Origin of the sequence: Fischerella sp. JS2 (assembly GCF_032393985.1) — a bacterium.
Classification (GTDB): Bacteria; Cyanobacteriota; Cyanobacteriia; order Cyanobacteriales; family Nostocaceae; genus Fischerella.
The window spans coordinates 3,781,758-3,801,168 of sequence record NZ_CP135918.1 but is presented as its reverse complement, the minus strand read 5'-3'; the positions used below and the strand labels follow the sequence as shown (position 1 = coordinate 3,801,168).

The 19,411-nt window shown below is 42.3% G+C and carries 14 protein-coding genes; 3 read left to right on the top strand and 11 right to left on the bottom strand.

The genetic code is table 11. The annotated features are described in order from the left end of the window. A complete protein-coding gene (locus tag RS893_RS16060) occupies positions 1-180 on the top strand; it encodes a hypothetical protein (RefSeq protein ID WP_315785068.1) in 180 nt (59 codons plus the stop codon). Positions 181-366: 186 nt separating this feature from the next. Here the strand turns inward: RS893_RS16060 and RS893_RS16055 are convergent, their stop codons facing one another. The 5 genes from RS893_RS16055 to RS893_RS16035 all read right to left on the bottom strand — a co-directional run bounded on the left by RS893_RS16055 (position 367) and on the right by RS893_RS16035 (position 6,978). After that, positions 367-2,082, bottom strand: a complete 1,716-nt coding sequence (locus RS893_RS16055; protein WP_315785065.1) for a serine/threonine-protein kinase — start codon at positions 2,080-2,082, stop codon at positions 367-369. 244 nt (positions 2,083-2,326) lie between these two features. Then, positions 2,327-4,294 carry an outer membrane protein assembly factor gene (locus RS893_RS16050; RefSeq protein ID WP_315785063.1) on the bottom strand — a complete coding sequence of 656 codons (1,968 nt, stop codon included), beginning with the start codon at positions 4,292-4,294 and terminating at the stop codon, positions 2,327-2,329. Between the two features lie 201 nt (positions 4,295-4,495). Then, positions 4,496-4,927, bottom strand: coding sequence for a DUF2358 domain-containing protein (locus RS893_RS16045; protein ID WP_315785060.1), 432 nt, complete (start codon positions 4,925-4,927; stop codon positions 4,496-4,498). 11 nt (positions 4,928-4,938) lie between these two features. After that, the gene (locus RS893_RS16040; RefSeq protein WP_315785058.1) at positions 4,939-6,093 is read right to left on the bottom strand and encodes a glycoside hydrolase family 10 protein; all 1,155 of its coding nucleotides are present in this window, start codon (positions 6,091-6,093) and stop codon (positions 4,939-4,941) included. A 69-nt stretch (positions 6,094-6,162) separates the two neighbouring features. Next, positions 6,163-6,978: a DUF1206 domain-containing protein gene (locus RS893_RS16035; protein WP_315785056.1), complete on the bottom strand. Its 816-nt coding sequence runs from the start codon at positions 6,976-6,978 to the stop codon at positions 6,163-6,165. A 497-nt stretch (positions 6,979-7,475) separates the two neighbouring features. On the opposite strand from RS893_RS16035, the gene RS893_RS16030 reads away from it, so the two are divergent. Both RS893_RS16030 and RS893_RS16025 read left to right on the top strand, forming a co-directional pair. Continuing rightward, positions 7,476-8,339 carry an alpha/beta hydrolase gene (locus RS893_RS16030; protein ID WP_315785054.1) on the top strand — a complete coding sequence of 288 codons (864 nt, stop codon included), beginning with the start codon at positions 7,476-7,478 and terminating at the stop codon, positions 8,337-8,339. Positions 8,340-8,342: 3 nt separating this feature from the next. Continuing rightward, a complete protein-coding gene (locus tag RS893_RS16025; RefSeq protein WP_315785053.1) occupies positions 8,343-8,933 on the top strand; it encodes an Npun_F5749 family FMN-dependent PPOX-type flavoprotein in 591 nt (196 codons plus the stop codon). A gap of 176 nt (positions 8,934-9,109) precedes the next feature. Here RS893_RS16025 and RS893_RS16020 read toward each other — a convergent pair whose 3' ends face one another. The 6 genes from RS893_RS16020 to RS893_RS15995 form a co-directional block, all read right to left on the bottom strand. After that, positions 9,110-9,571, bottom strand: a complete 462-nt coding sequence (locus RS893_RS16020) for a chemotaxis protein CheW (RefSeq protein ID WP_315785051.1) — start codon at positions 9,569-9,571, stop codon at positions 9,110-9,112. Further along, positions 9,568-12,588 (bottom strand): hybrid sensor histidine kinase/response regulator, encoded by a 3,021-nt coding sequence (locus RS893_RS16015; RefSeq protein ID WP_315785049.1) that lies wholly within the window; start codon positions 12,586-12,588, stop codon positions 9,568-9,570. The genes RS893_RS16020 and RS893_RS16015 overlap by 4 nt, the downstream gene beginning before the upstream one ends. A gap of 183 nt (positions 12,589-12,771) precedes the next feature. Further along, positions 12,772-16,635 carry a GAF domain-containing protein gene (locus RS893_RS16010; protein WP_315785046.1) on the bottom strand — a complete coding sequence of 1,288 codons (3,864 nt, stop codon included), beginning with the start codon at positions 16,633-16,635 and terminating at the stop codon, positions 12,772-12,774. A 32-nt stretch (positions 16,636-16,667) separates the two neighbouring features. After that, positions 16,668-17,216 (bottom strand): chemotaxis protein CheW, encoded by a 549-nt coding sequence (locus RS893_RS16005; RefSeq protein ID WP_315785043.1) that lies wholly within the window; start codon positions 17,214-17,216, stop codon positions 16,668-16,670. 11 nt (positions 17,217-17,227) lie between these two features. Next, on the bottom strand, positions 17,228-17,593 hold the full coding sequence (locus RS893_RS16000) for a response regulator (protein ID WP_315785040.1): 366 nt from the start codon (positions 17,591-17,593) through the stop codon (positions 17,228-17,230). A 431-nt stretch (positions 17,594-18,024) separates the two neighbouring features. After that, the gene (locus tag RS893_RS15995) at positions 18,025-19,278 is read right to left on the bottom strand and encodes a response regulator (RefSeq protein WP_315785037.1); all 1,254 of its coding nucleotides are present in this window, start codon (positions 19,276-19,278) and stop codon (positions 18,025-18,027) included. Positions 19,279-19,411 lie beyond the last annotated feature (133 nt).

Here is a 19,411-nt window from a genome sequence, read left to right as displayed (position 1 = left end):
ATGAGCCAGAAAAAACGATTTTTGCTGCGTCTCGATGCCAAACTTTATGAGGTATTGGAAAAATGGTCAGCAGATGAATTGAGAAGTGTTAATGCCCAAATTGAGTATTTACTTGCCGAAGCAGCACGAAAAGCAGGGCGTTGGAAGGAAGATAAGCGCAAATCAGATGATAAGTCATGAAAGAGAGTAGTGGCTAATAGTTGCTACCACAAAATTATCACTGTGCAATAAACAGTGGTGCGATTAGCAAGAGAAAAAACTTGCAGATCACAAAAAGCAGAAATAATAAAACTTTTGCCAAAATGTAGAGTTTATTAGCCCGCAGTTTACTTGCGGGCTTACGGGCAACTAATCACCAACTACTAACTAATTATCCTCAGTTTGTGTTGTTGTCTCACTCTTTTCTTGTTTAACTTCCTTTTGTGGCTTTTGTCCTGATTGACTACCAAAGTTAAGATTTTGTTTAACTTCCTGAGTTGGAACTACAACCTCTGGGGGATTTGACTGTTTTGATCCCCTGTTGGGCAAGATTGGCACAACAACTGAACTAGAGTCATTTGTTGATGGCGGTGGTGGAGAAAGCTTGATTTTAACTGAAGATGGTGGTGCTGACTGATTTACTGAAGATGGAGAAGGAGAATTTTGACGAGAGTTACGTATTTCTCGCAGTTTTTCTACTAGAGATGGTGAAGAAGAAGTACTGGGCGTAGTAGGTGATGATACTTGTTGTGAAGATTGTCCCTGTTGTAAATCTTCAGTAGTAGAGTTATTTCTAGTTGATTCTTCTGTGGAATTGCGATTTGAGGTTTCTGGTTGGGAATAACGCCGATTGCGCTTGCTACGTCGCTTGGAAGTAGTAGAGACGTTTGCAGAGTTGACTGTTGACTGGGAAGTCTGTGAGGGTGTTGGCGAGGGTGTATCTGTGGATCGTATTTCTGCGGAAGTAGTTTGATTCGGTTGTTGAAAAACTGGTTTAGGAGTTGGTTGCTGCGGCTTGTTAAACATGGTGGTTATACCAAAACCTGCTGTTGCAGCAATCACAGCTACACCACTACCCAGAAGTACTTTTGGCGATCGCAGTTTTTTACTAGCAGGATTAATTTTGGCAAACAGTGATGAAAATTTTTTTTGATTCGCTATTTTTTGTTTAGGTAAGTTTTCTTGGTGCAACTGGGCAGATAAATCAATAGTTGGCACTGTTTGCGTAACCACGGGCGCTGCTATCTGATTTATTCCTTCCCCTGGTAGTAGTTTCAACCACTCTGCCACTGTTTGGGGGCGGAACTTGGCTTCAATTGCCATACCACGCATCACAGCTTGATTTACTGCTGCACTTAAGTGAGGTTGCAACTCGCGGGGTGTGGGCATTTGTTCGCGATCGCGCAATAATGCGGGCATCGGTACTTGTCCGGTTAACAATGAATACAAGGTTGCTGCTAAACCGTAAACATCAGTTGCAGGTGTACGCGTTGCTTGCGATAAGTATTGTTCAATTGGTGAATAACCCTCAGAGACCATACCCGTGTGAGTCTGCCTCACTCCACTATTAAATTCGCGGGCAATACCAAAATCAATCAGTACTACTTCCTGAGTTCCTTGCCGGAGAATAATATTATCCGGTTTAACATCTCGGTGCAGTAGACCATTTTGATGCACTACTTGTAAAGCAGCCCCGATTTGCCGGATATAATGAATCGCTGTCGCCTCTGGTAGAGGAATGCCAGGTAAAACGTATGCTTCCCCTAAAGTATCACCTGGAATGTACTCCATCACCATGTATGGCAGCCCAGTCTCGACAAAAAAGTCGCTGACCCGGACAATATTGGGGTGGATACATGTAGCCAAGCGCCTGGCCTCATCCTGAAACTGACGCTCAAACTTGGCAAAATCAGGATGTTGTCTTAGCTTTTCATTTAGAGTTTTAATCACTACTACATGGTTTAAAAAGTGATGAGTAGCTTTGAAAGTTATGCCAAAGCCACCCCGACCAATTTCTTGGTCTAAGGTATACTTTCCACCCTGCAATTTTGTACCAGCTAGCATAGTGTTTTGATTTGGGATTTGAGATTTAGATCTGGGCATCCATTTTTAGATTTTAGATTAGCGTCAAATATTATCCTAATGATCTAAAATCGAAAATTTGATGGTGATCGGGGAAGTAAGGAGGTGGGGAGGTGGGGAGATGGGGGGAGTGTGGGAAGTGTGGGGAGTGTGTAGACGCGCAAGCGGCTTAAGGCAGGGTGGAGTGTGGGGAGTGTGAGGAGAATAAGATACCCCTGTGTCTTCCTTGTCCTCCGTGTCCCCCTTGTCCCCGATCCCCTTAAAATCAAAAACGCTGACCGATACCAAAGTGAAATTTACCTTCACCTTGGTCATTGATGCCGTAGTCAGCGCGAATTAAGCCTAAGGGTGAATTAAAGCGTATACCTGCCCCGTAACCAAAACCAATACCTGGTTTACCACGTACTCCCGCCGGGTTGCCGAGTACAGTGTCACCAGAACCCAAGTCAGAAGCGAAGTCACCAAACACAACGCCACCAAAATTTTGCCACACAGGAAAGCGGTATTCTGCTGAAGCCAATACGTAACTCCGACCACTACCAAGCTGACCAGAATCATAACCACGTACAGAATTCGGCCCACCCAAGTTAAATGTTTGATAGGGCGGCAAATCGCCAATCACGGTTCCAGCTTGCAGATTCACAGCAAATACCTGTGGCTGTTGAGAGTCAAATAATTTAATTGGCACAAATTGACTATAATTTGCTTCCAGGCGATTCATCGAAATTTCACCCTGACCAATGGGAATTGATTGTTCTGTTTTCAAACGTAAAACAGATCCTTGAGTTGGATTAGCGGGATTATCCCGATTGTCTTTGCTAGCTACAAAAGATACAGTTGTCAAGTCGTCAATACCTGTACCACTAAAAGATAAAGGATTACCTTGGGCATCGACAGGGGTAATTTTGCCGTTGCTATCACGAATGCTAGTACGACTGTAATTAAATCCTAAGCTGGTATCCCAACCTTCAATTGGTCGCTGGAATGTTAAACCACCACCAAATTGTCCTTCCCGGACTTTATCGCCATTAGCTAATTTAATTTCATCATCAAAGGTATTCGACAGTTCCCGATTACGGAAAGCACCTACACTGTAACCAAGGGCATCAGGGTTATTGCTGCGATAGGGATTAGTAAACTTAGTATCAAACTGGAGGTCACGCGCGCCTACTTGCAGATTAGCACCCAAAGAGTTGTTCACACCACCGACATTCTGGTCTTGAAAGGAAAGACTACCCACTAAACCTTGGTCAGCGTTATAATTGCCTCCGACATTCACAGAACGCGCGCCCCTTTCCTGGAGTTGGTAAATGACGTCTAGCTTGCTTGCATCGCCTTCTAGGGCGACATTGACGCTGTCAAATAGTCCTAATTTGTATAACTGTTGTAAGTCTTGTTTAACTAGATTTTCTTGAAAAAGTTCACCTGGCTTAAGTTTTATTTGTTGTCGGAGAAAATCTGTTTTCGTCCGTCCTGCTATTGGTTTACCTTGTTCATCGACTGTTTGTCCTTGGTCGTTGACAAAGCGAAACTTAATATCGCCTACTAACCCTTCTGCCACATCGATAGTTAAAACTCCTTCACGACTGGGTGTGATTGACAATACTCTGGCTACTTTGTAACCGTTGTCAGCGTACCATTGATTGATTTGCTGTACTGCTTGCTGCAAGTTTGCAGGGCTAATTGGCTTCCCGATTTGAGATTGAAATGGTTTTAAGGCTTGCTGATAGTTAAGGGCTTTTGCACCAGAAAATTGTAGCGATCGCACTACGACAGGTTGCACTTGATAGACTACATTTAATCCTGCCTTGGTACTGCGGCTATTAACACTGGCATTAGCAAATAAACCAGTGTCTAAAATTGCTGCTACATCTTGTTGTAACTGAGTTTGGCTAGTTTCGCCGCCAACTTGAGTTTTGATAATCTTGCTTATAATCTGCTGCAATTCTGGTGTTGCACCAACAATTTGTACATCCGTCGCCGTCACTATTAAATTATTGTCAGTAATTTCTTTAGCTGCCTCTTGGTTTTGAGAAAATTGGGAAACGACAACTGTTTCTGGTGATGCGATCGCATTTACCTGTGCAGGTGTGACTTCAGTTACTGGTATTACTACATTTGCAGTTTTTTGATTCTGAGTAGAATTATTGGCAGGCGTAGCTGTTGCTTGCTGAGTCACATTGCCAGTGGCTAAAGTAGCTAAAGTAAAAATTGCAGCAGAAGAAATTCGCATAATTATAGAGCCTGATTGACAGGAAGTTAGCTTGTACTTGTTTACCGAGGTTAGGCAATGGCGATAACACTAACTACCAGTCCCCTCCAATTATTTTCGGATAGATACGCCATTTATACCTCTTGCTCTTAAAGACAGCCAGAGGTAATTTTTTGTTTCTTTAGTGTTTAAATAAGCGCTCAAGCACTGACTACGAACCCATTAATTATCATCTTTTCCCTTACGAAAAAACTGCTGTAAAATTTCCCCAGGTCTTCTATCCCAAGTATCAATGTGTTTGTATATCAAAGCATCTTGGTTGAGTTTATAGGTAGAATATCCATTAAAAAATATGTGTGCTTGCCAAGGAACACGTAACACACCACGCACAGTCCATGTTGCTGTGATGATATCTTCAGTTGATTGATATACATCGTGCAAATCGAAATGAATTTCTATGAAAAATAAGCGAGCGTGAAAACGCAAAGTCCAGAAAATGATGCGATAATTTATTTTACCTTTAAATTTATTAACAGGGTCTTGAAAATATATATCTTGTGTATAAATATTGTAGGAAATATCTTTTTCAAAAAGTGTGGGTAAATCGTGTTTAAGAGTTTCTATAACTTGATTAATTTGCGTTTGATGCTCCACGCCTCTTGCCTCTAGAAAATAGTGTTAAAAAGTCTTATTAATCTTTGCCAAATAGAAGTTAATCCTATACGATTTTTACTTATTCTATTCAGATCCGCAACAGAGGGAAAAGTCGCTGATTGGGCATAAGGGCCTCTTCGTAAAACCTTAGCAAGGGCATTATTATTTTCTCGTAAACCTTCGTAAAAAAAGAATACTTCTCCTGAAATATCACAAGCACGATTAAACTCAATTGCCTGTACAAGCTGATTAGCACTGATTTCATAGGAACCAATTTTCATTAAAATTCCTGGCGCTAATCTTGCTAATTCTATACCTGCTAATTCCTTATGAAGCAGCTGCTCAAGTGTACATCGATAACTAAAGATATTACGGCGATATATCTGTGGATGCAAAATATCCACTAACCCTTGTTCTAACCAAGTCCGCGAGTCTTGCAGATACTCTTGAAATCCCCAGCCAGGAATATTAGGAGCCATTGATACTATTAAATTAGGATTTATGGCTTTGACTGATTGATACAAACGGGCAAGAAATTCTGTGAGAATGTCAGCACGCCACTTTAACCACTGATAGTCTTTGTAATTTTGTGGGGGGTTTTTACCAAGCTGCTGGTGATAGCGTTCTACAGTAATTTGATCATAACCGCCTTCACAAGGTAAGGCGGGTAAGCGGTCATCACCTTGAATACCATCAACTTCGTAATTTCGCGTGACTTCTAGTATTAAACTCAACATAAAATTCTGAACTTCTGGGTTGAGAGAGTTCAACCACTCAAAGCCGTTCTTCTTAAGTAAATTACCCTTGCAATCACGGGCAGCCCATTCTGGTTTTTTTGCTAATAGTTGTCCCCCATTCATGTTGTAGGAACTAGCAAATCCGTATTCAAACCAAGGAATGACTTTAAGACCAACTCGATGCGCGGCGGAAACTACCTCTGCTAAAGGATCACGTCCCAGAAATGATGGGTCTATTTCCATACCGAAATTCTGCCGCATAACTTGACTAGGATATAGTGTTGCTCCCTTACCCCAGACAACTGGAAAGACAACATTAAATCCTGTCTCAGCTAGAAAGTCCATTGCTTCAGCTATGCCTTCCTGAGAATGGAGAACCTTGCTATCGGTAGTTGTGAGCCAAACGCCTCGAGTTTCAATAATAGTCATCTTAGGGAAGGGGGAACAGGGAACGGGGAACTTGGGCGCACAGGAGAGGGACTGCCCTCTGCCCTGTACCTAATTCGTTCCTAGCTGACTATACCGTGCTTGAACTACCATATATACGCCATAAGCAATCAAACCCAATGCCACAATACCTAGAAGCCAAGACCCGTAAGGTTGTTGCGCTAGGGTCTGTAATGCTTGGTCTAAACCTCCTGCGTGAGTTGGATCATACTGAGTTGCTGCTTGAATTAAAAACCAGCCAATTATGCAGAATACTACACCCCGGGCAGCTACGCCAAATCTGCAAATTGTCATTACCCATTTGCGTTCTGCATTACTCAATTCTGTTAAGTTTAATCTTTTACGAATTTTATTACTAAAAGCTTGATAAAACTGATAAAAAGCAAAACCAATTATTAATACTCCTACAGTACCAATTAGCCATCGACCAAAGGGTTGAGAAAGTATACGTGCAGTCCAATCTTGTGTAGAGTTAGTATTACTATTCCCACCAGTTCCTAGAGCAAGTTTTATTGCGGTGAAAGCTAAACCAGCGTAGATTAAACCGTTAATTATATAACTGAATCTTTGGGCTAGTCCTTTGGCATCTGTCCCTTTATTTTGTGGATCTTTGATGGCTTCTACAAAACGCCAAATCACATATCCAAGTAAGCCGATCGCTATTAAAGCTAGTAAAATTTGACCAAATGGCTGTTTGACTATTGTTTGGAGAGCGCCCTGAGAATCTGTGGTTTTTCCACCGCTTCCTACTGCTGCTTGCAATGCTAAGAATCCAACAATGGCGTATACTACTCCTTTAGATATATAACCAAATCTAGCTAGTCGCTCAATCCAAGATGATGGATGGTGTATGAGTTGCCGTGTCATAGTTTTTGAATATATTCATAGCTATGCTTTTAGCAGCATACAGCTATATTATTCATCCATCTCAAGGATAGTTGCATATTTTCAAGAGATTGATTTATTAGTTTAAGTTGTTGCTATTAAAGCCACATCTTTTTCTTGTTCACGAACCGCTAAGACGCTATGAGCGTCAAGTAAAGATAGAGTTTAGACTTTGGATTTTCAGATATTTACTTAATAAATAAAATTATGTTATAGTATGTGAGAAATATAATGATTTTTTAAAAAGTACTCAAAAAATTAATTTGCAGAGAATTTAATTATTATTTTGAGATTTGTTTTTCTAATTGAAAAATTTACTATTGGCAAATTTAAATAATTAGTAGTGACCAATAATTCCTTGATGTTACAAGCCTCCCAATTTATCTGTGGAGCAAATTCAAAATCTAAAATCCAAAATCTAAAATCCTCTTAGTGGATAACCTCAAGTTAATTACTATTTTTTAGGGGGTAGGTAAGTTATGTCTGTGCTGGAAGCTAACTGGAAGAACGATTATATTACTACTAATGGAATTAGGCTGCATTATATTACACAAGGAGAAGGGCCATTGATGTTGATGCTGCATGGCTTTCCTGAGTTTTGGTATTCGTGGCGTTATCAAATTCCGGAGTTTGCTAAATATTTTAAAGTTGTGGCTGTAGATTTGCGCGGGTACAATGACAGCGAAAAACCAAAAGATCAATCTGCCTATGTAATGGATGAATTTATTAAAGATATTCAGGGAGTAATTAAGGGATTAGGATACGAAAAGTGTATTTTGGTTGGTCATGATTGGGGTGGTGCGATCGCTTGGTGTTTTGCCTATGCTCATCCAGAAATGGTAGAGCGACTAATTGTACTAAATATTGCTCATCCAGCTAAGTTGAGTGAAGGGTTACGTACACCCAGTCAATTGCTCAAAAGCTCTTATATGTTTTTATTTCAACTGCCTTGGCTACCAGAATTCCTGATTCAATCCTTGGATTATCAACTACTTGAAAATGCTTTTAAAGGCATGGCAGTTAATAAAAATGCTTTTATTGAAGCTGATATTGAAGCTTATAAAAATGCTGCTGCTAAACGCGGAGCCTTGACAGCGATGTTGAATTATTACCGCAATATTTTTCAAGGTCAAATGTTTAATAAAAGTTGGGGAATTTTAGAAGTTCCAACATTAATGATTTGGGGTGAAAAAGATACTGCACAAGGGAAAGAACTCACTTACGGTACAGAAGCTTATGTGAGGGATTTGCAAATTAAATATATTCCCGATTGTAGTCACTGGGTACAGCAGGAACAACCGGAATTAGTAAATCAATATATGCAGGAGTATTTGGGGCTTTAAAGTATGTCTATTGCTCCTTGGCGAAATGCGATCGCACGTGCTCTTCATCGCAACCGTAGCCTAGTTTATGCTCGTTATTTACAACTAGCAACGGTAAGAGCTGATGGTCGTCCTGCAAATCGTACTGTGGTATTCCGTGGTTTTTTAGAAGATACTAATAAGCTCAAATTTATCACTGATGACCGTAGTGAAAAAATGAACCAAATTCAACAACAACCTTGGGCAGAAGTTTGTTGGTATTTTCCTAGCACACGCGAACAATTTCGCATAAGTGGCTGTTTAACTCTGGTGGGATGGGATAATTTTGACCCAATGTTACAACAAGCCCGCACTACAACTTGGCAAGAACTTAGTGATGCTGCACGTATACAGTTTGCTTGGCCTCATCCTGGTAAACCCAGGAGAATGGAAGAACAAAAAACCTTTGTTTTGCCACAACCTGATCCGATGCAGGCGCTAGCAAATTTTTGTCTGTTGCTACTCGATCCAGTTAAGGTAGACCACTTAGAATTGCGTGGTGAACCACAAAATCGCTGGCTTTATTGTTACGATGACCAGCAGAAAGAGTGGTCTATCCAAGCTATTAATCCCTAGCGAATTATATGCAGAAAAACTCTGCTACCTGGTGCGCTAACTCTGCGTCCCTCTGCGTTTACAAACTTTATACCAATTCTGTATGAAGATACACTAACGGGCAAAAAATAAAAACGAACCGCATAGACGCGCAAGCGGCTTCCCGCTAGGGTAGGACACAAAAACACAAAGAGAGGTTAACAGCATTTCAAAATTTGTTGCATGTCCAATAAAAAGATAGTTTTTGTAACTTTTTCTTGTGAAACTACAATGGCGTGACTAACAATTTCCAGCAAACTAGACTGATAGTAAGACTGTGATAGTGGTTGCATCATTTCTAAGGGCAACTCGAGTAAATCGGGAGGTTCATATATGAGAATTCCGCAGATTTCACCTTGAAAAATGGATGTAATCAATAAAAAAGATTGGCTTTCTAGTAATTGATGCACATTCTCTATGCCTAAGTGCTGATGTAAATTTAAAATCCGAATTATATTACGACCAATCTGGATTAGTCCCATTTTGCTGAGTTTGTGATTATCTTTAAGAGGGCAATTCACAACTTTTAATACAGCATTGATTGGTAACGCCAAGCAGTAATCTGCCACTGTAAATGTAATAATTTTTTCTACTTTGGACTGGTTTTGCATGGTTTTCATGTAGTCTTCTCCAGCAGATTTGCCACCATCGCTAATAGTTTTTGTTCTATGTAGGGCTTGGTCATATAGACAGTAGCCCCCAATTGCAAAGCAAGCGAGCGGTGCTTTTCGCTACTTTGAGATGACAAAATTAAGACAGGAATATCTGCTAAACCAGGGATTTGTTGACGGGATCTGAGAAATTCAAATCCGTTCATCCGAGGCATCTCGATATCACAGATCACTAACTGAATATCACTGAGGTGCTGGAACTGCTCAAGCCCCTTGTGACCATCCTGTGCTTGAAATACAGAGTAGCCAGCTTTTTGCAGAGCGATCGCCACAGATTGGCGCGTAGTAAAGGAGTCGTCTATGATCAAAATCCTTGCACCTGCTTTGCTATCGGAGTTGGAAGCAGATAGCGCTGGTACAGCACTATGAGACTGAGACAGCAACGGTTGTTTGGGACTTGGTGGAAGCAGCGAAGGTATTGACTTTGCCCAAATACTGGAGGCTTGTTCATCATACTGCTTTGCAAGAACTTTTTGGAGTAATGTTCCCCCATCTATCACCAATGCCAGCTGACCACTAGCCAGAATACTAGCACCGTGAACATAACTAGGTGCTGCAATCATTGACCCTAAAGGACTAATTACCAATTCCTGCTCCCCTATAAGTTGCTCGACTTCTAAGCCAAAAAGTGCATCTTGGCAGCGAATCAAGATTACCGGGAGTGGGGAGGTCGGAGTAGGGGGATGAGAAAGGGGGATAGGAGAATTGTAATTTAGAATACTCGCAAGTGAGTAAATTGGCACTAGTTTCTCATCCTTCTCCTTACCCCAGTGGAGAAATTTGTTGCCATTTCGCTCTTGGATCTGATGAGCTAGGGGAATCAGAATTTGTTCAATGGCATCATCAAGAAAGGCATAGGTTTTGCAGCCAATACTACAGATGAACAACTGAGCGATTGTCAAACTTAAGGGAATCTGTAATATGAATTTAGTACCCTGATGCAGTTTAGAATCAACTGTGATTGAACCCCGAAGAGACTTCAACTGGTTCCGCACTACATCGAGTCCAACGCCACGTCCAGAGAGGTCATTGACCTGGGACGCGGTGGAAAAGCCCGGCTCGAACAGTAAATCTATTAACTGATTCTGATTGAGATTATTTACCTGTTCAAGAGAGATTAACTGTCTTTCTACCGCTCGTTGTCGGATCTGATCGAAATCTAAACCATTGCCATCATCCTGCACTTCAATTACCAGATATCTGCTTTGGTGATAGGCAGAGATTTTGATTTCACCCTTGTGTTGTTTGCCTCGCTGCTGCCGGACTATTACAGGTTCAATGCCGTGATCGAAGGCATTGCGTACTAGGTGTAGTAAGGGATCGAATAGTTTTTCAGCTACAGCCTTATCGACTAGAACTTCATTTCCATGTAGTTGCAACGAGATCGGCTTATTGTATAAGGTTTCTAGCTGTTGCAGAATGTGGGGAAAACGACCAAATATCTCACCTAGAGGTAACATTCGGGCTTCGATTAAAGCACCCTGAGTGATTTTCAGCAATTGCTGCTGCTTTTGTGATGTTTGCTCAGAGGCTCGAGTTAGCAGGTCAATAGCTTCAGCTGTTTCTGCTATTTGTACCGTATGATCTAGAAGTGACTGAATCAGGTAAGCGCTGTCACCAGGCTCTTGTGCCCAGAAATGAGAGTGAGTTGGCACAATACTTGATGAGCGCATATTCTTAGGGGCTTTGCGGGCTTTCTTGCGAGAAGTTGTTTGCGATCGCTCTAGTAAGCTAGCCTGGCGCTTGTACTGATCTTGAAGTTGAATCAAGAGTTTTTGATGTTGTTTAATCTGGTTGAGAAGCGTTTTGCTGCTAGCTTGTAGCTGTTCAGTCTGAAGCGACTGATGATTTTGGTTAGTGACTAACTGGCCAATTGAGTAATTAAGCTGGTCTAGATGCTTCACATTCACCCGGACTGTAGGAGATGGTGAAACTTGTTCTTTGGGAGGTAGAGGATTGAAAGGACTAACTGATTGCTTCGGTTGCGGGGAATTGTACACGGTGCTGAGGTCTTGCTCTATGCTCCCATCTGAATCAGATTGTATAAATTGTTCTAATTTTTGTTCAGTGATGGGCTCAACTGGGGTTGTTTTTTTACCCCAAATGCTTTCTAGACTGGGAATATCTGACTCTTCACCCGCCTCTAAAACAGGTGTAACAAAAAATGTCTCAATCTCAGTGAGATGCTCGGCAAGTTGTTGTAACTCACCAGAAGGTTCACCACCTTGGATGCGATCGCCAGCCAGCACTGCTGCATGTCCGGCTTGTAAGTCCCGCAGGGCAATTTGGGCGATGAGTACTGCTTGGTCTGGGTGGTTGTCCAAAGCAGCAAGTACTGTTTGTGCGATCGCTCCAAATCCTGGTAGATTCAAAGATTCGGCTAAACCCAGGAAAACTTCAGCTTGAGTTCGCAATAGGACAGCGATTTCTTCCGACTGACCATTATCTAAAATCGTGGCAATTTGCTCTAAGCGCTGAGTCACTCCAATTTCAAATAGGGACTGGGTCAAATCGAAGCCTAAATCTGCTGAGGTAGGAAGGTATGCTTCCCGACCAAAAAAGTCTCCTAATTTGTCTTGCAGTCGGGCAAAAATAGCAGCAGCTCGATCTAGAATTTCAGCCTGATTAATCGAGCCACCAGTCAGTTCAGCAACTAAAGGCAGTCGCAGACATTCAAATCCTTCAAACAGTAAGGCTTCAACTTCTGGATCAATAACTACATCAGGTTGACACAGGGCTTTAAAAATATCTTCTAGAGAGTGGGCTACCGTGGCAATAGTTTCTAATCCCACGCTCGTTGCTGCCCCTTTTAAGGTGTGGGTGGCTCTCATTAAATCATTAACTTGATTGATGCCCCAGTTTTCTCTAAGGTTCAACAAACCTTGTTCCAAGGCTTGTAGGAGTTCTGGTGCTTCTTGCAGAAAGTATGGATAGGTTTGGTCACGGATAGTTGGGTCTTGGGTCATGCTTGAAGGTTGATAGTTTTCTCGTTCAGGTGGGAGGTGGGGAGGTGAGGAGTGTGGGGAGTGTGAGGGGTAAGTATTAAACAACTACTAACTACTAACTACTAATGTACAGACGCGAGGAACATCGCGTCTCTACCCAACAACAATCAACAATCAACCACCAACAACCAATCACAAACAAATTTAATTGACTTTGAATTGTTCGCTTTTGGCTTGGAGGTCTTGGGCTGTTGCTAGCAGGTCTTTAAAAGATGCAGAAATTGTGACAGAATCTTTTGAGGTTTTGTTGGCAATGGCTGCTACCTTGGTCATGGTTTGGCTTAATGATTGGCACTGCTGGGTTTGTTCTTGGGTGGCGTGGGTAATACCTGTCACAAGTTGGCTAATTTCAGCCGTAGCATTGACGATCGCATTCAGATTTTGGCGAGCCTCATTGACTACGGTGGTTCCTGAGGTCACTTGTTGAATACCCATTTCCATCGCTCGAGAAACTTCAGCTGTATTCAACTGGATCTCCTGCACTAGTTCCTCAATTTCTGTGGCTGCATTTGCAGACTGACGAGCAAGCGATCGCACTTCATCAGCAACAACGCCAAAACCACGCCCAAACTCTCCAGCACGTGTGGCTTCAATCGATGCATTTAAAGCCAAAAGTTGGGTTTGGGTCGTAAAGCTGCTAATCAAGTTGACGACTCTAGAAATCTTCTGGGAAGATTCAGAAAGGCGCAGCAGTCGCTGGTTGGTTTCCATGACTGTTTCTCGGATGTCTTCCATCTCGTCAACGGTGCGATCAATGGCTGCATCTCCCGCCATCACTGTCTGATTTGCCTGCTGAACTGCGGCTTCGACTTGGTGAGCGTTGGTCTTCACTGCTTCGGTCGAGCTAACCATCATTCCAATTCGTTCCAGGGCTTGTTCGAGGGCTTGGAATTGCTCTTGAGCATGAGTTGCTAGTCTCGTAATGGCTGAGCCATTTGCTTGAGAGATTTGAGTGACTTGACTGGCAGCAGTTTGCATCTGGGTGACGATTTGTCGTAAGCTGCTAATGGTGTTGTTATAGGCGTCAGCGATCGTACCAACTTCTGTGTCTGTGACTGGAGCGCGGACGGTGAGGTCGCCTGTCAATGCAGGTCTGACTGCTGTCAGTAATAAGATTACTTCCTGCTGAAGTCGCTCTTTGGCAGTCTTTTCTCGGTGAGCAGCTTCTGCCAATTGCTGTGATTGTTTTTGCAGTTGCTGGACGTATTCTCCCTGTTGGATGGCAATGTTGAGTTGAGCAGCGATTTGTTGAACAAATTCAATGTCTGTTTGCTGCCAATGGCGAGGGCCACTACACTGGTGGATGCAAAACAAGCCCCAAAGTTCTTCTCCTTTGAGTAAGGGTACGACTAAGTTGGCTCGCACTTGAAACTGGGAAAGAATGTCGATGTAACAATTTGCCAACCCTGCTTGATAAATATCGTTGATCGCACAGAATCGCCCCTTTCTGTACTCTTGGGCCATCTCTTTGCTAAAGCAATTATCTGTGACTTTGACTGCTAAGGCAGAAACGTAACCTGGTCTAACATCCTCAGCAATCGTTTCACCGTCACGGTAGCCAGAGTCTGAGTCAAATTTGTAAAGTGCGGCACGATCAACTTCCATGAAATTACGTATTTCTTTGGCAGTGGTCTGAAAGGTTTTCTGCAAATCCAGAGAATACCGAATCCGCTCAATTGTCTTACCAATAAACTTTTCACGCTCAGATGTCTTCACCACCTGTTCTGATGTAGTTCGCAGTTGTTCGATGTAGTCTATTTGTCGTATTCCTACACCAATTTGCACACAAATTTGTTTCAAAGCTCTGACTTCAACTTCTGTCCATGAACGAGCTTCACTACTTTGGTAAACACCGAGTAGACCCCAGAGTTTGTTGTCCTGGAAAATTGGCGTCAGCACATAAGCTTTGATTTCTATTTCTTCTAAATTTTTGATCGCATCTGGAGAGTGGCCAGAAGTATAAATATTATTCACCACTAGACTTTCACGATGGCGATCCAAATCTTCTGTGTTTGGGAAGACAAATCCCATATACCACTGTTGCCAAGTATCCAAGCCTTTGATTACCGACTCTGCAACTAGTTCGTTATTACCATCGGCATTGCAGCGACAAATTGTTACGCGATCGCACCTCAGCAACTGTCGCACTGTTTGGCTGGTAACACGAAAAATAGTGTCCAAATCCTGAGACTGGAGAATCTTAGGAATTAGTTGGGTAACTACATGGTCTACTTGAGCAGCTTTAGCCATCTGTATGGCTTGTGTCTCTAGCTGCGAGATGTACTCTTTCTCTTGCAGAGTTCTCCCGAGTTGCACAGCAATGCCACTTAGTAAGTTGACATCAATTTCTAGCCAATGCTTGAAACTGCTGTGTTGAAAGGCACTTAATAAACCCCAAAGCTTTTCTCCTTGCTTAATAGCAACAACTAGGCAGGATTTGACACCAAAGTACTCCAAGGCTGCTAAATGGCAATCAGTCAGACCAGCAGTGTAGACGTTATTTACGATATAAGGTTCATTGTTGCGAAACCTACCGCCTCGGTGTTCCTGGATATAAGTGTCTTCCCAAGCACTACCAACCAGCTTGGGCCACCCCCCAGACTCGGACTCGAAAATAAAGTCACCGAAATAGTCTGGGCGAAATTTATAAATAGCGACTCGCTCCACATCTAACAGTTGCCGTACTTCTTGCACAGCAGTTTCGCAAGCGCGGTCTATGTATGAGGCGGAGTTGATCTTTTGGATAAGGGTGGGGAATGACTGTTGATACTTTGCTGTTTTCCGCTTTTCTTCTAATAACTCTATTTGCTGTAAAGCAACTCCTAAATGGCTACTGAACTGAGTTAGAAGTTTAATTTCATCTTCTAGCCAATGCCTGGAGTCGCTGTGTTGATAAGCACATAACAAGCCCCAAAGTTCTTGACCAATAAAAATGGGAGCGATCGCACAAGCTTTAATCTCGAAGTTCTCCAAGGCTTCTAAATAACAATTACTACTACCTCCCATACGAGCAACGTCATCTACTACGTAGGATTTATTTTCCCGAAATCGACCACCTTGGTGCTGCTTGAGACAGGTATCATCCCAAGTCTTACCGACCATTGAGTGTAAGTTTAAAGCTTTAGACTCAAAGACAAAATGACCACAATAGTCTGAGTGGAACTTGTAAATGGCGACTCGCTCGACATTAAGGAGTTTGTGTACTTCTCGAGTTGTAGTCTGGAAAATGTTTTCCTCATCGATTGTCTGGCGGGTCTTTTCGCTGATGCGGGCTAATGCTTGCTGTTCGTTACGAAAAATTAATGACTGCAAACTTAGCCTCAATTCAGTCACAATCTGGTAGAGCAGAGTAATTTCATTTTCTGGCCATTGGCGGGGATGGGAACACTGTTGCACTACCAATAAGCCAAACAATTTATCTCTAACGAATATTGGCAAGCTGAGGCTAGCTTGAACCTGAAACTGCTGAAGCAGTTGACTTTGGTAAAAAGTGAGACCAGTGTTAGCAGTATCGTCAATTGCTATGAATGGTTCTCGTTGGTAGTCGTCTTGGTTGTTGGCTCCAAAGGCGATGATGGGTAAAGATTCCTTCAGGCTAGGTGTATAGCCATTTACCATCGACTCAGCTAAGACAATGCCTTGGTTTTGGCTCTGAAGCTTGTATAACAATACTCTGTCAGCCTGAAAATATTGCTGGACTTCAGTAACTACAACCACAAATAGAGTATCAATTTTTTCTGTCTGGCGCATTTGTTTGGCAATGGTAAATAACCAATCCATGTTCATAGAATCTTTGCTCCAGGCTGGCTGATTATTACTATTAACACTTCTAAATGATGAGTTACCAAAAATCACAGGATTGAATCTTGATTCAGATTGCTCTAGATTCTGCATAGTTGCATTTTGATTGACGTCGTCTATTTGATACGAATCTGGCGAGTTGACATCCAAGGTTAAATCTTCTGACTGGTCAGTCATTTCTTGGTTGTCTTGAGTATTATTTTTCATGAGTTGCCTCATGAATCGCGCAATTGGAGAATTTACGTCTCTCTCTCCTGATGTTTTTTCCATAGAGGGCAATGAATAATCGCTTGGAGGTCTAAAACAGCATCGCTGCACCCTGGTAAAATTCCTTGAATCAGGGGCAACAGATCAGGTGGAAATAAGCCAAAAGGGACTGCTTGGAGTTGCTGTAAGTCGTGCAATTCTATGTCGTTGACTTGTTGGACTGCAAGTCCTATTGATTGGTGATTGATTTGCACTACTATGATGGCGATCGCAGTGGACGTTGGCTGCAATTGCAATAGAGATGGATAACCAACAAAGTTGTTAAAATCCAACAGCCAAAGCATTTCTCCCCGCCAGTTGCAAATTCCTAAGATACAATCAGGTATTTCCGGAATTGGCAAAATTTCTGTCACATTTATTTGGAGAATTTCGGCAATTTGCTCTAAAGGCAACAGCACACTGTCTTGGATTCCTAAAGGAAAGCGGAGTAGACGCACTCTAGTGTCAGGAGGGAGTGGCTCTAATATCAACGCTTCAAGGCTGTTGGTTGCTATTAGCTGTGAATCAGATGATTGCGTCATCGCGTTGGTTCCTATACGGCGGTTAAGCGCAAGACCGTGTTTGTCAACTCTCTTTGGTCTACTGGTTTGGGGAGATAAGCATCTGCTCCTAGCATTGCACCCCAAAGTTTGTCAACTTCTGTTCCCTTTGTTGAGCAAATCACGACTGGAATTTGCGAAGTATTGGCATGGGTCTTTAGTTCACGGCACAGTTCAAAGCCGCTCTGTCCAGGTAAGATGACATCGACAATTACCAGATCCGGTTTTTGTTGACTAAGCTTGATCCGAGCTTCTTCACAATTTGTAGCGCTAACTACTGATAGACCAGCTTGTCTAAGGTAGTAAGTCATTACCTTAGTTTCTGTCAAACTATCTTCAACTAAAAGAACCGTGATCATATTTTTCTTTTGATACGTGATACAAAGTCCTGCAAATTTTTCCCTATACCCTTATACCCCTACACCTTTCTTGCAAGTCAGCCCACCATGTGATTTCTCAGACAACAAAGTATAAAAGTCTTTAATTCCTTCTTCCACGGCGCTTCTTGTTCGTCCGCAGGTAGCGAACCCGCGCCTCCTCCGCCTATTTTTCAAGCTAGCCCCTCACGGGCAATTGCCCACAACGAGGGGATGAAAAATATAACGTAGACGCGTAGCGGCTTCCGTAAGGTACACCGATGCACACAGATGGATTATGGGTTTGCTGTTAAGTTAATCCCCGATCGCTATTTTCAAGATAGAAGGAAAGAGGATTAGAATTACTCTAGATATCTAGAAAAAGTTTTTCGTAAAAGCTCTTAATGTCAAATCCAAAATCTAAATCCAACTTTCTAAAAGCCAATTACAGATGATTCCTTATCCCCAAATTGATATGAGGCTGTTGTTGAGTCCCCGGAAGCAGATAAGGGCGAAACTGGTAGATATTGCCGCACAACAGATAGGACTTTTCCCGCTTCGATTGGCTTTGCTAAAAAGCCTGAAGAACCAACTATTTTTGCCCGCACCCGATCAACAATGCCGTCGCTGCTGGTAATAATAATTATTGGGGTGTTTTTAAAGGCTGAAATCCGGCGGATTTGCGCGCACACTTCATACCCGTTTGCCACAGGCATAAGTAAATCTAAAAAAATCAAATCAGGTTTATGCTCTAGCAACATCGGTAGTGCCTGGATAGAGTCTCTAATATTGATAAATCGATAACCAGCCGGAGCGAGAATACGCCCCATCATCTCGCTATCAAATCGACTATCTTCGATATAGGCAATTAGGGAACCGATTACAGGTTTAACATAGAAGCTGATGTCTGCAACGTGGATTAATCCTATCATTCCTTGGTTGACATAAGGCATGATGGACTGCGTTAAAGGCACTAGTGGTTGTCTCAGCTTGACTGCTAAATCTCTCAGTGTCCAATTGCCGTTTGCCATCGTAGTAAGATTTTGGTAGACAGGCTGTGAAGTCTGTTGTCGCAGTCCTTCGTTATCCCATATGACAGGAGCCAGATTAGGAGAAAAGCCTGCTAAACCAGCTTGTTGCCAAATTTTCCAAGCTTTCCATGCTTGCTGCCAAACCTGCTCAAGCTGGAGTGAAACCAATGTAGAGTCAATCAGGTCTTGTGGAAATTTACTGTAAGCTAGTTGCATTTCTGCATTCTGGCGAGGTAGGTGTACAGCCTGGATCAGATCAAACAGAATTTCTAAAATATTTCCTCCGACGATTGCTGCTAGTTTTGCTTGCGGCAATTTTCCCTGTTTCACCTGATTTAGCAGAGAACTATAGTCCCAATTTTGAGGACGCTCTGTTTTTTGTTGACAAGAGTCAGCAGCCAAATGTGGACAGTGCTGACGTAGTTGTCGATTCCAACGACGCAACGGATGCAACTCACCAGCACCCCAAGTTAAACAACCTTGATGAAAAAACAAACTCCAGATTGCTCCTTGGTTGCCTGAAAAACTGAAATCTAGCCGACCGGAAACTTTATCCCTACTACAAATCTGAATGTATTTTGCTAGCTCATCACTATTTTCTATTTTGTAAAGCGTGATTGGCAGATCTATTGATCTGACAGATGAAGGAGTCAACATTGTTCAAAATTTATAGTTGTAATTATTGAACCTTGTCCCTAGTTGTCTATCTCATTAATTATGAGAGGTTTGTAGTGAGCGATTTATCGCTCAATTTTAAGGGCTAAAGCCCTAACTACGAACTTTTATTACT

Bases quoted from the DNA above. Each gene is read 5' to 3' on its own strand.
- RS893_RS16005 (WP_315785043.1), bottom strand. From the start codon at position 17,216: ATGACGCAATCATCTGATTCACAGCTAATAGCAACCAACAGCCTTGAA.
- RS893_RS16050 (WP_315785063.1), bottom strand. From the start codon at position 4,294: ATGCGAATTTCTTCTGCTGCAATTTTTACTTTAGCTACTTTAGCCACT.
- RS893_RS16030 (WP_315785054.1), top strand. From the start codon at position 7,476: ATGTCTGTGCTGGAAGCTAACTGGAAGAACGATTATATTACTACTAAT.
- RS893_RS16060 (WP_315785068.1), top strand. From the start codon at position 1: ATGAGCCAGAAAAAACGATTTTTGCTGCGTCTCGATGCCAAACTTTAT.
- RS893_RS16040 (WP_315785058.1), bottom strand. From the start codon at position 6,093: ATGACTATTATTGAAACTCGAGGCGTTTGGCTCACAACTACCGATAGC.
- RS893_RS16020 (WP_315785051.1), bottom strand. From the start codon at position 9,571: ATGAAAACCATGCAAAACCAGTCCAAAGTAGAAAAAATTATTACATTT.
- RS893_RS16025 (WP_315785053.1), top strand. From the start codon at position 8,343: ATGTCTATTGCTCCTTGGCGAAATGCGATCGCACGTGCTCTTCATCGC.
- RS893_RS16035 (WP_315785056.1), bottom strand. From the start codon at position 6,978: ATGACACGGCAACTCATACACCATCCATCATCTTGGATTGAGCGACTA.
- RS893_RS16000 (WP_315785040.1), bottom strand. From the start codon at position 17,593: ATGATCACGGTTCTTTTAGTTGAAGATAGTTTGACAGAAACTAAGGTA.
- RS893_RS16010 (WP_315785046.1), bottom strand. From the start codon at position 16,635: ATGAAAAATAATACTCAAGACAACCAAGAAATGACTGACCAGTCAGAA.
- RS893_RS15995 (WP_315785037.1), bottom strand. From the start codon at position 19,278: ATGTTGACTCCTTCATCTGTCAGATCAATAGATCTGCCAATCACGCTT.
- RS893_RS16015 (WP_315785049.1), bottom strand. From the start codon at position 12,588: ATGACCCAAGACCCAACTATCCGTGACCAAACCTATCCATACTTTCTG.
- RS893_RS16055 (WP_315785065.1), bottom strand. From the start codon at position 2,082: ATGCCCAGATCTAAATCTCAAATCCCAAATCAAAACACTATGCTAGCT.